Annotated in this window: 14 protein-coding genes; 8 read left to right on the top strand and 6 right to left on the bottom strand. The window is 37.4% G+C overall.

Annotated features, from left to right (window positions below; all coding sequences use genetic code 11):
• Positions 1 to 34: 34 nt before the first annotated feature.
• From FLUTA_RS05745 to FLUTA_RS05735, 3 genes are all read left to right on the top strand, one after another.
• Positions 35 to 856, top strand: coding sequence for a hypothetical protein (locus FLUTA_RS05745; protein WP_013685915.1), 822 nt, complete (start codon positions 35 to 37; stop codon positions 854 to 856).
• Positions 849 to 2,132: a M28 family metallopeptidase gene (locus FLUTA_RS05740; RefSeq protein ID WP_013685914.1), complete on the top strand. Its 1,284-nt coding sequence runs from the start codon at positions 849 to 851 to the stop codon at positions 2,130 to 2,132. Before FLUTA_RS05745 ends, FLUTA_RS05740 begins: the two co-directional genes overlap by 8 nt.
• A gap of 386 nt (positions 2,133 to 2,518) precedes the next feature.
• Complete coding sequence (locus tag FLUTA_RS05735; RefSeq protein WP_013685913.1) at positions 2,519 to 6,535, top strand: T9SS type A sorting domain-containing protein; 4,017 nt, start codon at positions 2,519 to 2,521, stop codon at positions 6,533 to 6,535.
• On the opposite strand, the gene FLUTA_RS05730 is transcribed toward FLUTA_RS05735, so the two are convergent.
• From FLUTA_RS05730 to FLUTA_RS05705, 6 genes are all read right to left on the bottom strand, one after another.
• Positions 6,532 to 6,738 carry a hypothetical protein gene (locus FLUTA_RS05730; protein WP_013685912.1) on the bottom strand — a complete coding sequence of 69 codons (207 nt, stop codon included), beginning with the start codon at positions 6,736 to 6,738 and terminating at the stop codon, positions 6,532 to 6,534. The genes FLUTA_RS05735 and FLUTA_RS05730 overlap by 4 nt on opposite strands.
• On the bottom strand, positions 6,735 to 7,298 hold the full coding sequence (locus FLUTA_RS05725; protein WP_013685911.1) for an RNA polymerase sigma factor: 564 nt from the start codon (positions 7,296 to 7,298) through the stop codon (positions 6,735 to 6,737). The genes FLUTA_RS05730 and FLUTA_RS05725 overlap by 4 nt, the downstream gene beginning before the upstream one ends.
• Positions 7,299 to 7,395: 97 nt before the next feature.
• Positions 7,396 to 8,073, bottom strand: coding sequence for a DNA alkylation repair protein (locus FLUTA_RS05720; RefSeq protein ID WP_013685910.1), 678 nt, complete (start codon positions 8,071 to 8,073; stop codon positions 7,396 to 7,398).
• 3 nt (positions 8,074 to 8,076) lie between these two features.
• Positions 8,077 to 8,703 carry a carbonic anhydrase gene (locus FLUTA_RS05715; RefSeq protein ID WP_013685909.1) on the bottom strand — a complete coding sequence of 209 codons (627 nt, stop codon included), beginning with the start codon at positions 8,701 to 8,703 and terminating at the stop codon, positions 8,077 to 8,079.
• A complete protein-coding gene (locus FLUTA_RS05710) occupies positions 8,687 to 10,213 on the bottom strand; it encodes a SulP family inorganic anion transporter (protein ID WP_013685908.1) in 1,527 nt (508 codons plus the stop codon). The genes FLUTA_RS05715 and FLUTA_RS05710 overlap by 17 nt, the downstream gene beginning before the upstream one ends.
• Before the next feature lie 34 nt (positions 10,214 to 10,247).
• Positions 10,248 to 10,604: a hypothetical protein gene (locus FLUTA_RS05705; protein WP_043023665.1), complete on the bottom strand. Its 357-nt coding sequence runs from the start codon at positions 10,602 to 10,604 to the stop codon at positions 10,248 to 10,250.
• A gap of 295 nt (positions 10,605 to 10,899) precedes the next feature.
• On the opposite strand from FLUTA_RS05705, the gene FLUTA_RS05700 reads away from it, so the two are divergent.
• The 5 genes from FLUTA_RS05700 to FLUTA_RS05675 all read left to right on the top strand — a co-directional run bounded on the left by FLUTA_RS05700 (position 10,900) and on the right by FLUTA_RS05675 (position 16,261).
• Complete coding sequence (locus FLUTA_RS05700) at positions 10,900 to 11,466, top strand: 5-formyltetrahydrofolate cyclo-ligase (protein WP_013685906.1); 567 nt, start codon at positions 10,900 to 10,902, stop codon at positions 11,464 to 11,466.
• Positions 11,467 to 11,514: 48 nt separating this feature from the next.
• Entirely contained in the window at positions 11,515 to 12,075 is a 561-nt protein-coding gene (locus FLUTA_RS05695) for a hypothetical protein (RefSeq protein ID WP_013685905.1), read from the top strand.
• A 19-nt stretch (positions 12,076 to 12,094) separates the two neighbouring features.
• On the top strand, positions 12,095 to 13,189 hold the full coding sequence (locus FLUTA_RS05690) for a sensor histidine kinase (RefSeq protein WP_043024108.1): 1,095 nt from the start codon (positions 12,095 to 12,097) through the stop codon (positions 13,187 to 13,189).
• A complete protein-coding gene (locus FLUTA_RS05685; protein WP_013685903.1) occupies positions 13,186 to 14,523 on the top strand; it encodes a sigma-54-dependent transcriptional regulator in 1,338 nt (445 codons plus the stop codon). The genes FLUTA_RS05690 and FLUTA_RS05685 overlap by 4 nt, the downstream gene beginning before the upstream one ends.
• Positions 14,524 to 14,986: 463 nt before the next feature.
• On the top strand, positions 14,987 to 16,261 hold the full coding sequence (locus FLUTA_RS05675) for a Glu/Leu/Phe/Val family dehydrogenase (RefSeq protein WP_013685902.1): 1,275 nt from the start codon (positions 14,987 to 14,989) through the stop codon (positions 16,259 to 16,261).
• Positions 16,262 to 16,275: the final 14 nt, after the last annotated feature.

Raw genomic sequence — 16,275 nt, 5'->3', positions numbered from 1 at the left:
GTCAAATGTTGAAAAATTCTGAAACACAAGAAATATGGAAATGCACGCATTAATCGAAGAAATTGCTGTTTTATTACTCAAAATAAAGTCGGGAGAAGCTACTCTTGGAGAGTTGGAAGCTTTTGCCGCAGCTACCAATCAATTGAATGAGCGCGCAATTATTTTGCGTTACAAAGCATACGAATCATCAGTTTATGGGAATCCTGTTACAGCAGTTTCGAAAGAAGAGGTTGAACTTGAATCGATTGCTGAACCAGAAATTGAATTAGAGAATTCAGAAGTGCAAGAAGAGGCATCCTTTGATTTATTTGCAATGGATTTGGATGAAGAGGTAGAAGATGAAATTGCCTTTGAAATGGGAGTTGAAGAATCTGCTAAAGTCGAAAAGTTGCCAACTTCTGAAGTTGAAATAGCTGCGGAGGATGAGGTTGTACCATTTGCTCCTCCAGTAGTTGAAGAGGAAAAAGAAGAAATACGTTACGAAGCTAATATGGGTTCTCCAGTAGTTCCTGAACCAGAACCAATATTTGTTGCTTCTCCTGAAATTGGGCAAAATTTGCATTCGATTTATGGAAAGTTAAATAACAATGATGGAACCTTGGCCGCTCGATTGATGTCGGTGCGCTTGGAAACATTGAAAGGTGCTTTCGGATTCAACGAACGTTTGCAAATTATTCAAGAGTTGTTCAATGGCTCAAACGATGAATTCAATAACTTGATTGAGCAATTGGAAACAATCCCATCAAAAGAAGAGGCAAGGTCTTTGGTAAGTAGTTACGCCAATAAGTATCATTGGGATTCTGAAAGTCAATTGGCAATTGAGTTAATTCAAAAAGTAGAGCGCAAATATGCATAAGATTCTTCACCTTCTGTTCTTTCTTCCAGTACTTGGTTTTGCTCAAGTTGAGCAAGGTCGTTTGACCGCTGAAAAATTATGTTCTCCATCATTTCATGGTCGCGGATATGTGAATGGAGGTGATTCAATTGCTTCAAGTTTTATTGCTGATGAATTCGAGAAAATGGGATGTCAATTTTTTAAGAACACTCCTTTTCAACCTTTTCAATTTAAAGTCAATACATTCTCAAATAACATGGCTGTTTCCGTAAATGGAAAAGTGCTTGTCCCTGGAAAAGAGTTTGTGGTTGATCCTTCTTGTCCGATGTTTTACAAAGACAGTCTAAGAGTTTTTCGCATCACCACAGATGATTTATTCAAACCGAAAAGTTTGAAAAATAAGATTAGTCAGGCATCAATAGGTGGTTCGAAAGCAGGAGTGAGTTTTGCATTTCATTTTAGCTTGTGGAAAGGAGATACCTTAAAAAAAGCCCAAGAATTGGCAAAAAGTTTGGGTTCATCCATGCCAATTATTGAATTGACGGACACAAAATTTACGTGGAGTGTGAGTCAGGAACAGCGCCAATTTGCATTACTTCAAGTTCAGTCAAGTGCTTTAGATGCATCATTGGATGAGTGGGTTTTCAAAGTGAAAATAGATGCGAAGGTTGTGAATCACACGGCAAGAAATGTCATTGCTTATGTTCCTGCAAAGAAGAAATCGAAGAACTATTTCGTCTTCAGCGCACATTACGATCATCTCGGTCAAATGGGACAAGAAGCTTATTTCCCAGGTGGAAATGATAATGCTTCAGGAACTGCTCTCTTATTGGAAATGGCTCGTTATTACGTGAAAAATCCATCGAATGTAAACATTGTTTTCATCGCATTTGCTGGAGAAGAAGTAGGTTTGCTCGGAAGTAAATATTACACTGAGAATCCTGTTTTTCCATTAAAAGATATTCAGTTTTTGTTCAATCTCGATATTATGGGAAGTGGAGAAGAAGGTGCAACAGTTGTAAATGCGACCTTATTTCCAGAGCAGTTTGAAGTGTTGAAATCCATCAATGAAAAGCAACAATATTTGCCAAAAGTGGCTTCGAGAGGAGCAGCAGCCAATTCAGATCATTATTTCTTTACTCAAAAAGGTGTTCCAGCATTCTTCATGTATACCATGGGACCAAATAAGCATTACCACGATGTGTATGATACTTACGAAGAATTGAGTTTCAACAAGTTCAATGGAATCTATCAGTTGTTGATTGATTTCGAGAAAGTGATTTGCTGGAAGCGTTAAAAGACTTAAGACCTTAGATATAAAATAGTTGTTCTTTGGTCTGCTGTCTTCAGTCTCTCAAAAATTCCGTTACTCCCCTTACCTTCTTCCAAGTAGTCAAAAACAACCTTTTCAGGTATTTGTTTACAACAGTTCTAAAGCTACTTTTGCTCTATCAGATTACACATTATATCTGTTGTTCAAAGCAAAGTTTTACTCACAGAAGGGTTGTTTCATAATAGGTTAGTTTTAGGTAAGTTGGTTTTCGTTTCCTTCTGGAGTAATTACTTTTACGCTACATAAATTACCCATAGTCGGTTAGATAAGCAGAATATAAGGCAATTCGTTTCCTTGTATTCTGCTTTTTTATAGCTGTATATTTTTGAGTATCTTCACTCCAACTATTTATGAAAGAAATGCGAGTATTAGTGATTATTTGTTTTTTGTTAGGAACAAAATCAGTGTTTTCTCAGGTTTATATTGGAGAGAGTAAGATTCAGAAAACCATTCAAACGAAAGCAGCGAGTTGTGCTCCAGCAAGCAAGACAACCTTCATAGACTACAATAATGTGCGGGCTATGGTTCATACAGCAGGTAATTTATGGCAAGTTCCAGGTCAAAATTTCTCGCAATATGAGATTCCTAAAAATTCGAAAATCATGTGTTTTTTCACTTCAGCTCTTTGGCTTGGTGGAACAGATGTGAATGGACAATTGAAATTAGCAGCATTGCGTTACCGAACAGGACAGGATTATTGGACGGGTCCACTAGCTAATGGTACCGCAGAAATAGATGCTGATGAATGTTTGAAATACGACAATCATTTCACTTCGAGTAAAGATGTTGTGAAACAATTTGACGCTTGGTATAATGCGGGTGTTTTAGACCAACAAAACGGAACAAACTTACAGACAACAAACTTCCCCAATTATCAGGTTCCCGATTTTATTAAAAATTGGCCAGCTCATGGAGATGTTTCAAAGGGTCAAGATTACAACTTGGCACCTTTTTTTGACAGAGATAATGATGGTGAATATGAGTGGCAAGAAGGAGATTATCCTTGGTACGACATTAATGGGACGAAAAATTGTAAGACAGATAGACGAGTTTCACTATATGGTGATTTCAATATGTGGTGGGTGATGAATGATAAAGGAAATATTCATACGGAATCACAAGGTGAACCAATTGGAATGGAAATTAGAGCGCAAGCTTTTGCATTTGCTACGAATGATGATGTTAACAACATGACTTTCTACAATTATGAATTGATTAATCGTGGAACGCAAACTTTATTTGAAACTTATTTCGGGGTTTTTGTTGATGGCGCATTGGGTGATCCTTTTGATGATTATGTGGGCTGTGACGTTAGCCGTGGCCTTGGATATTTCTACAATGGAGATTCTTACGATGGCGAAAATCAAGGGTTTTATGGATATGGAGCAAATCCGCCAGCAGCTGGGGTAGATTTTTTTGAAGGTCCTTATCAAGACAATGATTCTATCGATAATAGCTATGGGATTGGTGCAGGTGAAGCACTGAACGGAATCGGTTACGGAGATGGTATTGTGGATAATGAACGTTTTGGAATGCGGCGATTTTTATACTACATAAATGCTGGTGCAGGAACGAGTCCAAATCAAACGGATCCAACTAGTGCTTTTCATTATTATTGTTTTTTAAGAGGAAGATGGAAAGATAATACGCCGTTTTATTATGGAGGTAATGGTCATATTTCTGATCCAACAGTTAATCCAAGTGTAACGTGTGATTTTATGTTCCCAGATGATACTGATCCATTGGGTTGGGGAACAGGTGGAATTCCACAGCCTGATTGGACAGAAGAAACGGCAAATAATTTACCTTACGACAGACGGTTTTTACAATCTGCAGGTCCGTTTATATTAAAGCCAGGTGCAGTTAATAACATTACGGTTGGTATGGTTTGGGCAAGATCATTAGGTGGTGGTCCATTTGAATCTGTAAATACCTTGCGAGTAGCTGATGATAAAGCTCAAGCCCTCTTTGAAAATTGCTTCCGCGTATTAGAAGGTCCGCACGCTCCTGATATGAGTGGTCAGGAATTAAAGAATGAATTAATACTTTATCTTTCGAACAATTCGGCTTCAAATAATGAACGGGAAGATTATATGGAGTTTGATCCCTTGATTGTTGCAACAGATTCAACTGCTGATAAGAATTACCGCTTTCAAGGATATCTGATTTATCAGCTATACAAATCGAATGTGAGTGTTTCTGATTTGGAAGATCAAACAAAGGCTCGATTAGTTGCTCAAGTAGATATTAAGGACGGAGTAAAACGATTAATAAATTTTGAATTTGATGAGAATTTGCTAGCTACTTTTCCAGTAGAAAAAGTAGTTGGGGCTGATTTAGGAATACGTCACTCTTTTAGAGTGACAGAGGATTTATTCGCGTCAGGAGATAGAAGACTCATTAATTTCAAGCGCTATTATTACATGGCGATATCTTATGCTCACAACAATTATAAAAGCTATGATCCCACAGATCCAAATGCTTTAGACGGACAGAAAAAACCATTTTTGGGAAGTCGAAAAGCTGCTATTGGCGAAGTAAAAGTATTGGAATTGATTCCTCATGACCCGTCACCAGAATCGATGGGAACCATGCATTTAGCTTCCTATGGAATTACGCCACGTATTACGCGTCTAGACGGAACAGGAAATGGTTCTAGATCCTTGGAATTAACAACAGCATCTGAGGATGCGATTGTAGCTAATGGCTTCAAAGATAAATTGGAGTATGACTACAATGGCGGTCCAATCAATGTGAAAGTTGTTGATCCCTTGAATGTTGTAGGCGGTTACTTTGAGTGTAAATTCCGTAATTATGTTGGTGTTTCAGGAAATGGAATTACCGAGATTAAAGGAATTGACACATCTAGTTGGGTTATTAACAGGTATGATACAGAAGGGGGTAATTTATTGGATTCCGTAACATCTGATGTAACGATTAAACAAGGGAATGAGCAGGTAGTTCCCAAATGGGGAGTTTCGATTGAGATTTTCCAAGATAAGTACTACTACCCTGTAGCACCTAATTCAGCTTTTTATTTGTACACAGATCCCTTGTCTTCGTCGATTTCGTATTCAGATTCCACAAAGCGGTGGTTGGATTTTGTAGAAGATGATGCATCCTTGACACCAAGAAACTGGTTACGAACGGGGACTTATGCCCCTGTTCAAGCAACAGATTGTGATACTTGGGGAGGCGCGAGTTATTTGAATCCATGTTGTTTCTCCGATGAGATAGGTCTTGATCCAAAGGAGAAGTACAACAAATTATTGGGTGGGGGAGTAGGTCCACACAAGTTGACAGGTTACCAATGTGATTTCATGCCATTGGCTTATCCGACAAATTATGGAGGAATACCGATTGCTCGTACTAATGCATCGATCAAATCGTTACCTAGCGTAGATATCGTTATGACTCCAGATAAGACAAAATGGACTCGTTGTGTGGTTGTAGAACTAGGTCGCGATGCGAATTTGAATCAAGGAGGAGGTTTACCAGGTCGTCCTCGGGCATCCGCATCAGTAGACAAGAATGGAAATCCTGACGGAACTCCAACTACAGGTATGGGTTGGTTCCCAGGTTATGCAATTGATTTGGAAACAGGCGCACGTTTGCACATGGCTTTTGGAGAGAATTCGTTCTTAGGAGGAGACAATGGAGCAGACATGGTTTGGAATCCATCAAGCAGACAGACAGACGGAAATGGGTTGTATGTAAATGGAGGTAACCAACCGATTTGGGTATTTGGAGTAAACATCAACAATGAGGGTTGTCCTTATTACGATGGCACGAACACGTGGGTTTACGATCAATTCCAAATAGCAACAAATACTTCCTACAAGAAATTGTATACAAGTTTGATGTGGATTGCTAACACGATTACAGCACCAGGTCATAGCGTTTTGGAGTCCACAGCACGATTGAAATTGCGAGTAAACAAGCAATATGCTGATTTTACAGCAACGGGACTTAATGGAGGTAAACCAATGTATTCTTGGTCGATGAATGATTTACAAACCACGACAGGAAGTAGAGATGCTTTGGCAAGCGCATTGGATTTAATCAATGTTGTTCCAAATCCTTACTATGCATTTTCCGAATACGAGCGGAGTAAAGTCGATAATCGCATAAAAATTATCAATCTCCCTAAAACATGTACAGTTACCATTTATACTACTTCAGGCAAGCTTGTTAATCAATTTAAGAAGGATTATGATGTTACTTTTATAGACTGGGCATTGACTAATAATATCGGTATTCCAGTTGCAAGTGGGGTTTACTTGATTCATGTGGATGTTCCAGGTGTTGGAGAACGAGTGCTTAAATCATTCATAGCAATGCGGAAGTTGGATATCGAAGGGTTTTAAGATTCTAAAAAGATCAATAGGAACATCAATCCAATGATCAGCAGGAGCAAAAACAATTTTGGATCTCTGTACAAAGGTTTTTTAGGACGTTTCGTCAAACGCTCGTATTTATGAGAAAGCGAGGTAAAATCTTTGTAACGCACCAATTGTTCCTTGGTAGGCTCTTGTGATTTTTCTTCTGATATTCTTTGAAATTTTCTCATGATTCGCGTTTCCAATTTGTATTGATTTTTTCCAATAAACGGTAAATTCTCATTTTAGCATTGGCTTCAGAAATTTGATAAATGTCTGCAATTTCCTTAAAACTGAGTTCTTGAAAAAATCGTAATTCTATTAAATCAGTTTGAACATCATCTAAGTTATTGATAATTTCAATCAGTTGATCTAAATCTTCTTGTTTGGTTGTGTTTTCTCCATTTTCTTCTAAAATGGTAAAGATTTGTTTGTCAGTTATTTCTACGGTATAATTTTTCTTTTCAGATCGAAAAAACATGTTGACTTCGTTTTGCGCAATTCGATATAGCCAAGCACTGAATGGAAGTCCTCGGTCTTCGTACTTTGTAATATTCGCCATAGCTTTCATAAAGCATTGCTGCACCAAATCTCCAGCTAGTTCTTCGTTTCCTCCAAGTCTTTTGAAGATAAATCGGAACAATTGCTCGAAATAACGTTCGTATAAAGGTCCAAAGTGCCGGTGGTCTTTTTGAGCAAGGGCTATTTGTTTGGCTTCGTTAAATGTAGTATGTGATTTCTTTTGAAACAAAGTCTTGGGTTTTGGTAGATAATGTCGGGTTTTGAAAAAGTAACAAGTTAATTACGAATTCCTAATGCCTAATTACGAATTATTGATAATTAAGTAATTAGTCAAGGTATTTACTCGCTTCCCTCAATGCCAATCCTTTAATTGGGTTGTTGGCAAGTATCTCGACTACATCTTCCGGTTTGTATTTGGATAATTGTCGGAGTGACCAGCCAATGGCTTTTTGAATAAAGAACTCTTTGTTCCCATTCATCTGCTGAATCAAGTGTTCCAAGTATAAACTATCGACTTCATCTCTGTATTTCAATTGATAAATTAAACAACTACGCTGCATCCAAAAAGATTCATCAAAACGCCATTTTTCGAAAGTTTCTCGTGCTTTTTCAGGATAAAATTTTGCCCATTTTCCTAAATAATTTGAAGCGATTGCATCCACACTGTCCCACCAAGAATGTGTGCTAAGTATCCATCTTAATTCTTCTGCATCTTCTGGAGAGAAGTAGTGTTTTGGCCAAGAATTTAAATAATCAATAGCTACATAATGGTATTCGCGCTCTTTTTTCTCAAAAAGAGCGCGAATAATTTCCCATCGTATGATACGTTCGTCAATATTTTTGAGAGAATCAACCCATTTTTTCTGAGCACTTCTTCGAACTTCTGTTTTCATTCCGATAAATGGAAACTGATCTTTTAGATAAGCCTGAGCAGTTTCTGCACGTTTGGCATTCCTAAATGGTTCAAAAATGGCTTCAAGTTGAGTGATTGTCTCTTCAATCATTGACTAAAACTGGTTAACCTGAAATACACCTTTCAAATCATTTGAATTGTTGAATGATTTTTCCAAATCACGCAATCTTCCATCTTTTAAGCTATAAACCATGGCATGAATTTCTAACTTGTTATCGTTCTGCCATTCTTCTTGAATAAATGAAATTTTAGCCATGTTTCGTGCTTGTTCGATAGCATTTAACTCCACTAAACGATCTGTACGTAAGGCTTCATCATTGATTCCGTCTAATTCATGTTGGTGTTTCATGTAAACATTCTTAATACTCACCAACCAGTTGTCTAAAAAGCCAAAACTTTTATTGCTCATTGCTGCAGCAACGCCACCACAACCATAATGCCCAACAACTAAAATGTGTTTCACTTTCAAGTATTTCACTGCATAATAAACGACACTCAATAGGTTCATGTCGGAATTAATTACTTGATTGGCAATATTACGTTGTACAAAAATACTTCCTGGAGGAAGATTTACGATTTCATTCGCAGGAACACGACTATCTGAACAACCAATCCATAAATATTCTGGTGTTTGACCTTTTGATAAATTGTCAAAAAATGTAGGGTCTTTTGCTAATGTTTCTTCGACCCATGCTTTGTTTCCTTCAAATATCTCTTTCATATTTTGATTCTTTTGGAGTTATAATTTCTATTTCTATGTTTTTATCTTGTGCTCGTATTTTAAAGTCTTCGATTGACTCAATAATGTCATTAGCGATGAATTTAGCTTTACTTTCATCAATAATCACCTTTACATTGTTGGGTATCTTAAGCAATGTTTCAATCAATGACGCTTTATTTAAAAAGGTCATGTGCTCTGTTAAACGAATGTGGTAAATGTCGTCTTCTACCGAAAGGTAGTGAGATAATTTAAAATTGTAGTAGAGAATCACTAAAAATGAAACGCCTAATCCAATTGAAATTCCAATTAACAAATCGGTCAAAAGAATACCAATGATTGTAACAATAAATGGAATGAATTGCAACCATCCTTCTTTGAACACTTTCTTGAAAAGCGTTGGTTTTGCCAGTTTAAATCCGACCATGATTAGAATTGCTGCCAATGAAGCATAAGGAACAAAACTGAAAACATGAGGGATGGAAAGTACCGCAACGGCAATCAATACACCATGAAAGATGGTTGCTAGTTTATTGGTTCCACCTGAATTTACGTTTGCAGATGTTCGAACTACCACTTGTGTTACAGGCAATCCACCAATTAATCCCGAAGCAATATTTCCAAATCCTTGAGCTAATAACTCTCTGTTTCCAGATGTGATTCGCTTCTTATTGTCCAATTTATCTGCTGCATCCAAACTTAAGAGTGTTTCCAAACTTGCTACAACAGCTAAAGTAGCAGCTGTAAGGTACAATTTGTAATTTCCCAATTGGCTAAAATCTGGGAAAGTAAAAAGCTCCCCAAATGATTTGCCGTTTATTCCCAAATCCACGCGGTGTTTTGGAATTAAATTCCATGAAGTCTCTTGCAATGAAATGGTAGCAATGATTCCAATCAATACCACAATGAGTGGTCCAGGAACAAATTTCAAGAAGGTTTTTTGAATAAATTTCTTATCCCAAAGAATGAGTACCAATACAGAAACTAAACAAATCACAACTGCTGGAATGGAGATGTAATTTAAGCTGTAAAAAAGTTCCGAAAAAGTATTGTGACCGTCAGCTTGAAAAAAGCTTTCATCTCCTTCAAAATCTTTGTCATATCCAATAGCATGAGGAATTTGCTTGAATATAATCAAAAGTCCAATTGCTGCGAGCATTCCTTTAATCACCACATTTGGAAAGTAAAAAGAAATAAAACCAGCTTTTATAATGCCAAGAATGAGTTGAAAAATTCCAGCAAAAACAACAGCCGCTAAAAAGAGTTCGAAAGAACCCAAATCAGTAATTGCTGTAGCTACAATGGCCGTCAATCCAGCTGCTGGACCAGAAACGCCGATTGCCGATCCAGAAATACTTCCTACTACTACACCTCCAATAATTCCAGCTATCAAGCCAGAAAATACAGGTGCCTCAGAGGCTAAGGCAATTCCAAGACATAGCGGAACTGCAACTAAAAAAACAACTAGGCCAGCAGGAATATCCTGCTTCCAAGTTTTAAATAAATTCTTCATGTAAAGTCGTTAACGAAATAAACTAAAAGGGATGTTAGCTAAATTCAGGAACGATTTCGGGAGGATTATCGAGTGGTGCTTTTTTGGAACCATTCGTTTTGTCGGTGATGATAGAAAAGGTAGTTCGGGAAACCAACTTGAAATCAATATCAAAAGTTGAAAGATTTGCACAATCTGCTAAATGAAGTTCTTCTTCCAAAAGATTGACACCTCTTTTGCTGCTCCCATTATTTTCTTCTGAATCTGAGTCTCGCTCTTCTGAATCGTCTTCTTCTAAAGATAAATTGATAGATTCTTTTTGTTGTATGCAAGCCCAAACAAAATTTCCAACTAGATTACTAGTCAGGGATAAAAAACAAATGATCGAAATTAAACGAAGACTTTTATACACGGCGTAAATATACTTACTTAGAAAAATTATAAAGTGCAATACACTTCTTTTTTTGTTAAATAACTTGAATTCCTTGAAATAATGATTGATTTCCTGTTTTTTTTATGATTTCCGATGCGAATTAAATTGTCACATTTTTGTCAAAATTTGAATTACCTTTCTATTTTTCAAACGAATTATTAACTTGATAGTGTGTTAATTAATGTCTTTCAACTAATTTAGTAGCGAAATTCAGGTTAAGTGGTTGAAGACCTTCCATTATTTAGTTTGGATTTTTCGCAAACAATCAACGATTATGACCAAGGCAGAGTTACGTCAGAAATACAAAGAAATGAGGTTGCAACTCTCTCCTGGAGAGTTAGAACGACTTTCTGAAACAATTGTTGAGATGACTTTAACCCATTTTCAACTTTCTGAAAAAACGATTTCTATTTTTCTTCCGATTGAGCGTCAACGTGAATTAAATACGTATCTTCTTTGGGAAAGAGCGATGGGGGTTGGAGCAACTGTTGCCATTCCAAAAACCAATTTTGAAACCTTTGAAATGCGCCATTATCTGTTTGAATCTACTGATCAATTGGAGATTAATCAAAAAGGAATTCCTGAACCAAAAAAAGGAAAAGTAATTGCTGCTGATAAGTTTGACATCGTCTTTGTACCGCTTTTGGCTGCAGATGTGAAAGGAAATAGAGTTGGCTATGGAAAAGGGTTTTACGATCGGTTTTTACGTAAATGTGCCCCGAATTGCTTGTTTGTAGGCTTGCACTACTTTGATTTGGAGCAGAATATTGATGATGTGCTACCAACAGATATCCGATTAAATGCCGTGGTGATGCCTAGTCAGGTGATTCGCTTTGATTGATTTTTAAAGTATTTGAAACAATTTTACTCGAATTAGCGTTCTAGGACTGTGAAGTCATTCATTGCACTCATATTGCTTACCGTTGTTTTTTCATTTTCGAATGAAAACCAGAGCTCTTTTAAATATGTCTTCGGTGCGCGTATTTCTACGGGTGCAAATTCACAAGTTGTTACTTTCGTAGCACAGAAATATTCGGCAGATGGAATCTTAAGAGCTTCTAGAGTCTTTACCAATAAAGATGAGTTTATAAAGGTGCTGAGTGGTTATTGGCCAAGCCCTTTTAATCCCAATAAAATCGATTACTTTCGTGAAAATCGTATTGTTGGTGGTGTTTTTGTCAATGATACGATTCGAGTGGAAATTGGCTATTGTCCCGCTATGGATAGTTTGTGGAAGATTCGCTTTTCAGATTGGCCTTATCTAGGTAAAAACGAAGCAGGGTGGAGTTTGAATAGAATGAGACCTAATTTAAAGCAAGAAGAATATTTGGCGAATCGATACAATATCAAGCAACTGGATTTTGATTATATTGTGGATACCAATTTTTGGAAGTTGATGTACGATGTCACAGATTCAACGTGGATCGAGAATTATAAATTTATTAATTAATCATTCCAATCAGATTCCTGTGAAAAATACAGAAAGCGAAATACTCCATGAACGCTTAAAAGAATTGGGGTGCTTGTATGATATTGCAAAAATCACCCTTGATTCAAGTAAATCATTTGATGAAATTATTGAGGAGATTGTTCACCGTATTCCAAAAGCATGGCAACACGATGAAGCGGCAATTTGTCACATTCAAATTCGTACGGATTGGTTTAAGTCTGCAGAAGAACCGCTCGAAAATGTGTTTCAAGAACAGATTATTCGTGTAAATGACCAAGGAATAGGTCGCATTCGTATTTATTATCCTGCATCAAGTTATAAAAAAGCCGACTTTTTAGAAGATGAATACCGGTTATTAGAGAAGTTGGCGATTGATTTGGCTCTATTTATCGAACATCAGGAAATTAAATCTCGTGAGTTGCGCTATTTGGAAAGTTTAAAACATCACGATCGCTTAAAAGTACTTGGAGAAATTACTGCCGGAATTGCACATGAACTCAATACGCCACTGGGAAGTATTCTTGGGTTTTCACAATTGATTATTGATGATTCAAAAGATTCATCCACTTTGGCAGATGCACAGAAAATTGTACATGCTGCAATTCATGCTCGAGAAGTGGTGAAAAAACTGATGTATTTCTCCTGTGAATTGCCACAAAGATTTGAATTTGTATCGCTGCAAGCAGTGGTTAATGATACTGTTTTATTGATAAAACCGTCCTTGGAGAGCAAGAAAATTGATTGGAAGATGCGCTTGGATAAAAATCCGATTTTGGTTCAGTTGGATACTGTTCAAATTACACAGGTAGTATTTAATTTGATCAACAATGCATTGCACGCATCACCAAAAGAAGGGCAAATTTTGATTGAAGTTTGCGATAAAGGAGAAAATGCGGAGCTGATTATTCAGGATTTTGGAATTGGAATGTCGGAAGAAACAGTAACCCAAATTTTTGAGCCATTCTTCACCACCAAAGAACTTGGAGAGGGAATGGGCTTGGGCTTGAGTGTCGTTCATGGAATTGTGAAATCCCACAAAGGAAGTATTTTTGTGAAATCAAAAGTAAATGAAGGCACGGTATTTCGTATTGTCTTGCCTAAAAAACAAAAATGATGAAGGGAGAAAGTGTTCTAGTTGTTGATGATTCATTGGAAATGTTGGAATTGCTTCAGCGCCAATTAAAAGGAATGCATCTCATTACCTTTCAAGCAAGCAATGTTCCTGATGCCATTGAATTACTCAAACATACTTCTGTTGATTTATTGATTACGGATTTGCAAATGCCGGAAATAAACGGAATGCAATTGGTTCATTACGTCAAAGAACATTACCCCGAATTACCAGTATTGGTTGTTACGGGTTATCCATCCATTTCAGGTGCTGTTGAAGCAGTGAAATTTGGCGTCATCGATTATTTAGTGAAACCTTTTACGCAAATAGAATTGAGTCAGTCGGTTGAAAATTGCTTGTTGAAAAACAGGAATAATCGTCGGGAATTCAAATCAAATGAAAATCTAGAAAATCCAAGTCCTTTTGCAGTTTTGGGAATGATTGGCCGCTCTGAAGCTATGAATCAGTTGGCAGATGTGATTCAATTAATCAAGAATAATTCGGCCACAGTGCTAATTGAAGGTGAAAGCGGAACAGGAAAAGAATTAGTTGCACGAGCAATTCATTACAGCGGACATCGTTCCAAAGCACCTTTTATAAGTGTCAATTGCGGAGCTATTCCTGAAAATTTATTGGAAAGTGAACTATTCGGATTTTTGAAAGGCTCTTTTACGGGTGCAATGGAAAATCGTGTTGGTTTCTTTCAAGCAGCCAATCAAGGGACGATTTTCTTGGATGAAATCGGGAATGCATCGCACAATGTACAAACTCGTTTGCTTCGCGTTTTGCAAGAAAAGGAAATCACTATGATTGGATCTTCCAAAGCAGAGAAAATAGATGTGCGAATTATTGCCGCAACGAATTCCAATTTGCAACAAATGGTTCGACAAGGATCGTTTCGAGAAGATTTGTATTACCGCTTGAATGTGGTGAATATTGAAATGCCTGCATTGCGCGATCGAAAAGACGATATTCCATTATTGGTTCATTTCTTCTTACGAAAACATGGGGCAGAATTGACTCGAAAACCGGAAATTACGGATCAAGCGGTTGAAATATTACTGCGTCATTCATGGCCTGGAAATGTGCGTGAATTGGAAAATGTCGTTCAACGCTCCCTCATTATGGGAAGAGGAATCATCGATGTCAAAGATTTATCAGATTATTTAAAGGCTCCAATGCCTGCATATTCTCCAAGTTCTTCCAGTTTTAAAACATTGAAGGATCAGGAACGAGAGTATATTCTAAAAGTACTTGAATCAGTTAACCAAAATAAAACCAAGGCAGCCGAAATTCTCGGAATTGACCGTAAAACGTTGGGACAAAAGATCAAATAATCCCGAGTAATTTTTACTCACTGCGTAATAATTACGCAGATTCTCTTTTTTCATTTTCTTTCTTTTTAATTATTTACACTCCTGTTTTTCAGTATATTGCATTTCTATTTGATTGTTTTCAAATCAGCTGATTCATCTCTGGCATGCTTTCTGAAAATGGGCTAGAAACGATTTTAGTTGAAAAGATGAGTCGAACTGGAAAAGGGATTTGTGAATCCTGTCATTTTGTAAGAAACTGCACACTTTATTCTTCGGATGAGATTACTTGGGAATGCTCCGAATACGAGCCAATGGTTATTTTTTTTCAAGCACGCAGTCACTTTTTAAATACTCAAAATCACCAAGATGTTTCAGGAACGAGGACTTCGTTATGTGGGCATTGCACACTCAAAAATGAGTGTTGCTATTACTCTCCTGAGATATTTATTTATAATTGTGAAAATGTTCAATAATAGATAATATGATGACCAAAGAACAACAAGCACCTCGCATGATCGACAGTGTTCGTCAGCAATTTGACAAAGCAGCTGATATTATGGATTTAAACCCGAATATCCGCAAAATTTTAGCACACACAAACAACGAATTAGTTGTTCACTTCCCTGTTCGTTTAGACAACGGTTCAGTTGAAGTGTTTACAGGCTACCGCGTTCAGCACAACAACGCACTAGGGCCTTACAAAGGTGGATTGCGTTATCACCCAGCAATTGAGTTGGATGATGCAAAAGCATTAGCTATTTGGATGACTTGGAAAACATCCTTGGCAGGTTTGCCTTACGGTGGTGGAAAAGGGGGGATTCAAATAGATCCGTCTAAATATTCGATGGGTGAATTAGAACGAATTACGCGTCGATTTACACACGCTTTGGGCGACAATATCGGGCCAGAATACGATATTCCAGCACCAGATGTAAATACAAATGCTCAAATCATGGCTTGGATTGCAGATACGTATATGTCTACAAAACAACCGAATGAACGCTCAAAATATTCTCATGTTGTAACTGGAAAACCAGTTAACTCTGGCGGATTGAGAGGAAGAGACCGTGCAACTGGATATGGAGTTGTGGTAACCTTGAAAGCATGGGCAAAATGGAGAAATACAACGCTTGAAGGGAAAAAATACATCGTTCAAGGATTTGGAAATGTGGGTCAATGGGCTTCTGTTTTTATGGAGGAAAATGGTGCAATTCTAACTGCCGTTCAAGATGCTTCAGGTTCGATTTATAATGCAAATGGAATTAACCCAACGGATTTATTGGTTTACATGAAAGCGAATAATGGTGTGATTGCTAATTACCCAAAAGCAGTGACATTGCCCAATGAAGATTTCTTTGCAGTGGAGTGTGATGTGTGTATTCCTGCAGCATTGGGAAATCAGATTACTGCATTGAATGCAACTTCGGTGAAAGCAAAAGTGATTGCTGAAGGCGCAAATGGCCCAACTACTCCTGAAGGAGAAGCGATTCTTCGTGAAAAAGGAGTGGATATTATTCCAGATATCCTGTGTAATTCCGGTGGAGTTATCGGTAGCTACTTCGAATGGCTTCAAAATAGAAGTGGTGAAATTTGGGAGTTTGAAGATGTTATTACTCGCTTGGAGAAAAAGATGTTGGACTCATTTAGTCGCGTAGTTGCTGCTTCCGAAGCTTTTAACACAGATTTCAGAACAGCAGCTTATATCGAAGCTATTAAGCGTATCGAATTAACGTATAACGATCGTGGGGTTTTCCCATAATTCTAATTAAAAAA

This window comes from Fluviicola taffensis DSM 16823 (assembly GCF_000194605.1).
GTDB lineage: Bacteria > Bacteroidota > Bacteroidia > Flavobacteriales_D > Crocinitomicaceae > Fluviicola > Fluviicola taffensis.
The sequence above is the reverse complement of the archived record's forward strand: the minus strand, read 5'-3'. Positions and strand labels throughout refer to the sequence as shown.

What these genes read in the sequence shown, in the direction of transcription:
- FLUTA_RS05745 (WP_013685915.1), top strand. Translation starts at nt 35, where the DNA reads ATGGAAATGCACGCATTAATCGAAGAAATTGCTGTTTTATTACTCAAA.
- FLUTA_RS05740 (WP_013685914.1), top strand. Translation starts at nt 849, where the DNA reads ATGCATAAGATTCTTCACCTTCTGTTCTTTCTTCCAGTACTTGGTTTT.
- FLUTA_RS05735 (WP_013685913.1), top strand. Translation starts at nt 2,519, where the DNA reads ATGAAAGAAATGCGAGTATTAGTGATTATTTGTTTTTTGTTAGGAACA.
- FLUTA_RS05730 (WP_013685912.1), bottom strand. Translation starts at nt 6,738, where the DNA reads ATGAGAAAATTTCAAAGAATATCAGAAGAAAAATCACAAGAGCCTACC.
- FLUTA_RS05720 (WP_013685910.1), bottom strand. Translation starts at nt 8,073, where the DNA reads ATGATTGAAGAGACAATCACTCAACTTGAAGCCATTTTTGAACCATTT.
- FLUTA_RS05715 (WP_013685909.1), bottom strand. Translation starts at nt 8,703, where the DNA reads ATGAAAGAGATATTTGAAGGAAACAAAGCATGGGTCGAAGAAACATTA.
- FLUTA_RS05710 (WP_013685908.1), bottom strand. Translation starts at nt 10,213, where the DNA reads ATGAAGAATTTATTTAAAACTTGGAAGCAGGATATTCCTGCTGGCCTA.
- FLUTA_RS05700 (WP_013685906.1), top strand. Translation starts at nt 10,900, where the DNA reads ATGACCAAGGCAGAGTTACGTCAGAAATACAAAGAAATGAGGTTGCAA.
- FLUTA_RS05685 (WP_013685903.1), top strand. Translation starts at nt 13,186, where the DNA reads ATGATGAAGGGAGAAAGTGTTCTAGTTGTTGATGATTCATTGGAAATG.
- FLUTA_RS05675 (WP_013685902.1), top strand. Translation starts at nt 14,987, where the DNA reads ATGACCAAAGAACAACAAGCACCTCGCATGATCGACAGTGTTCGTCAG.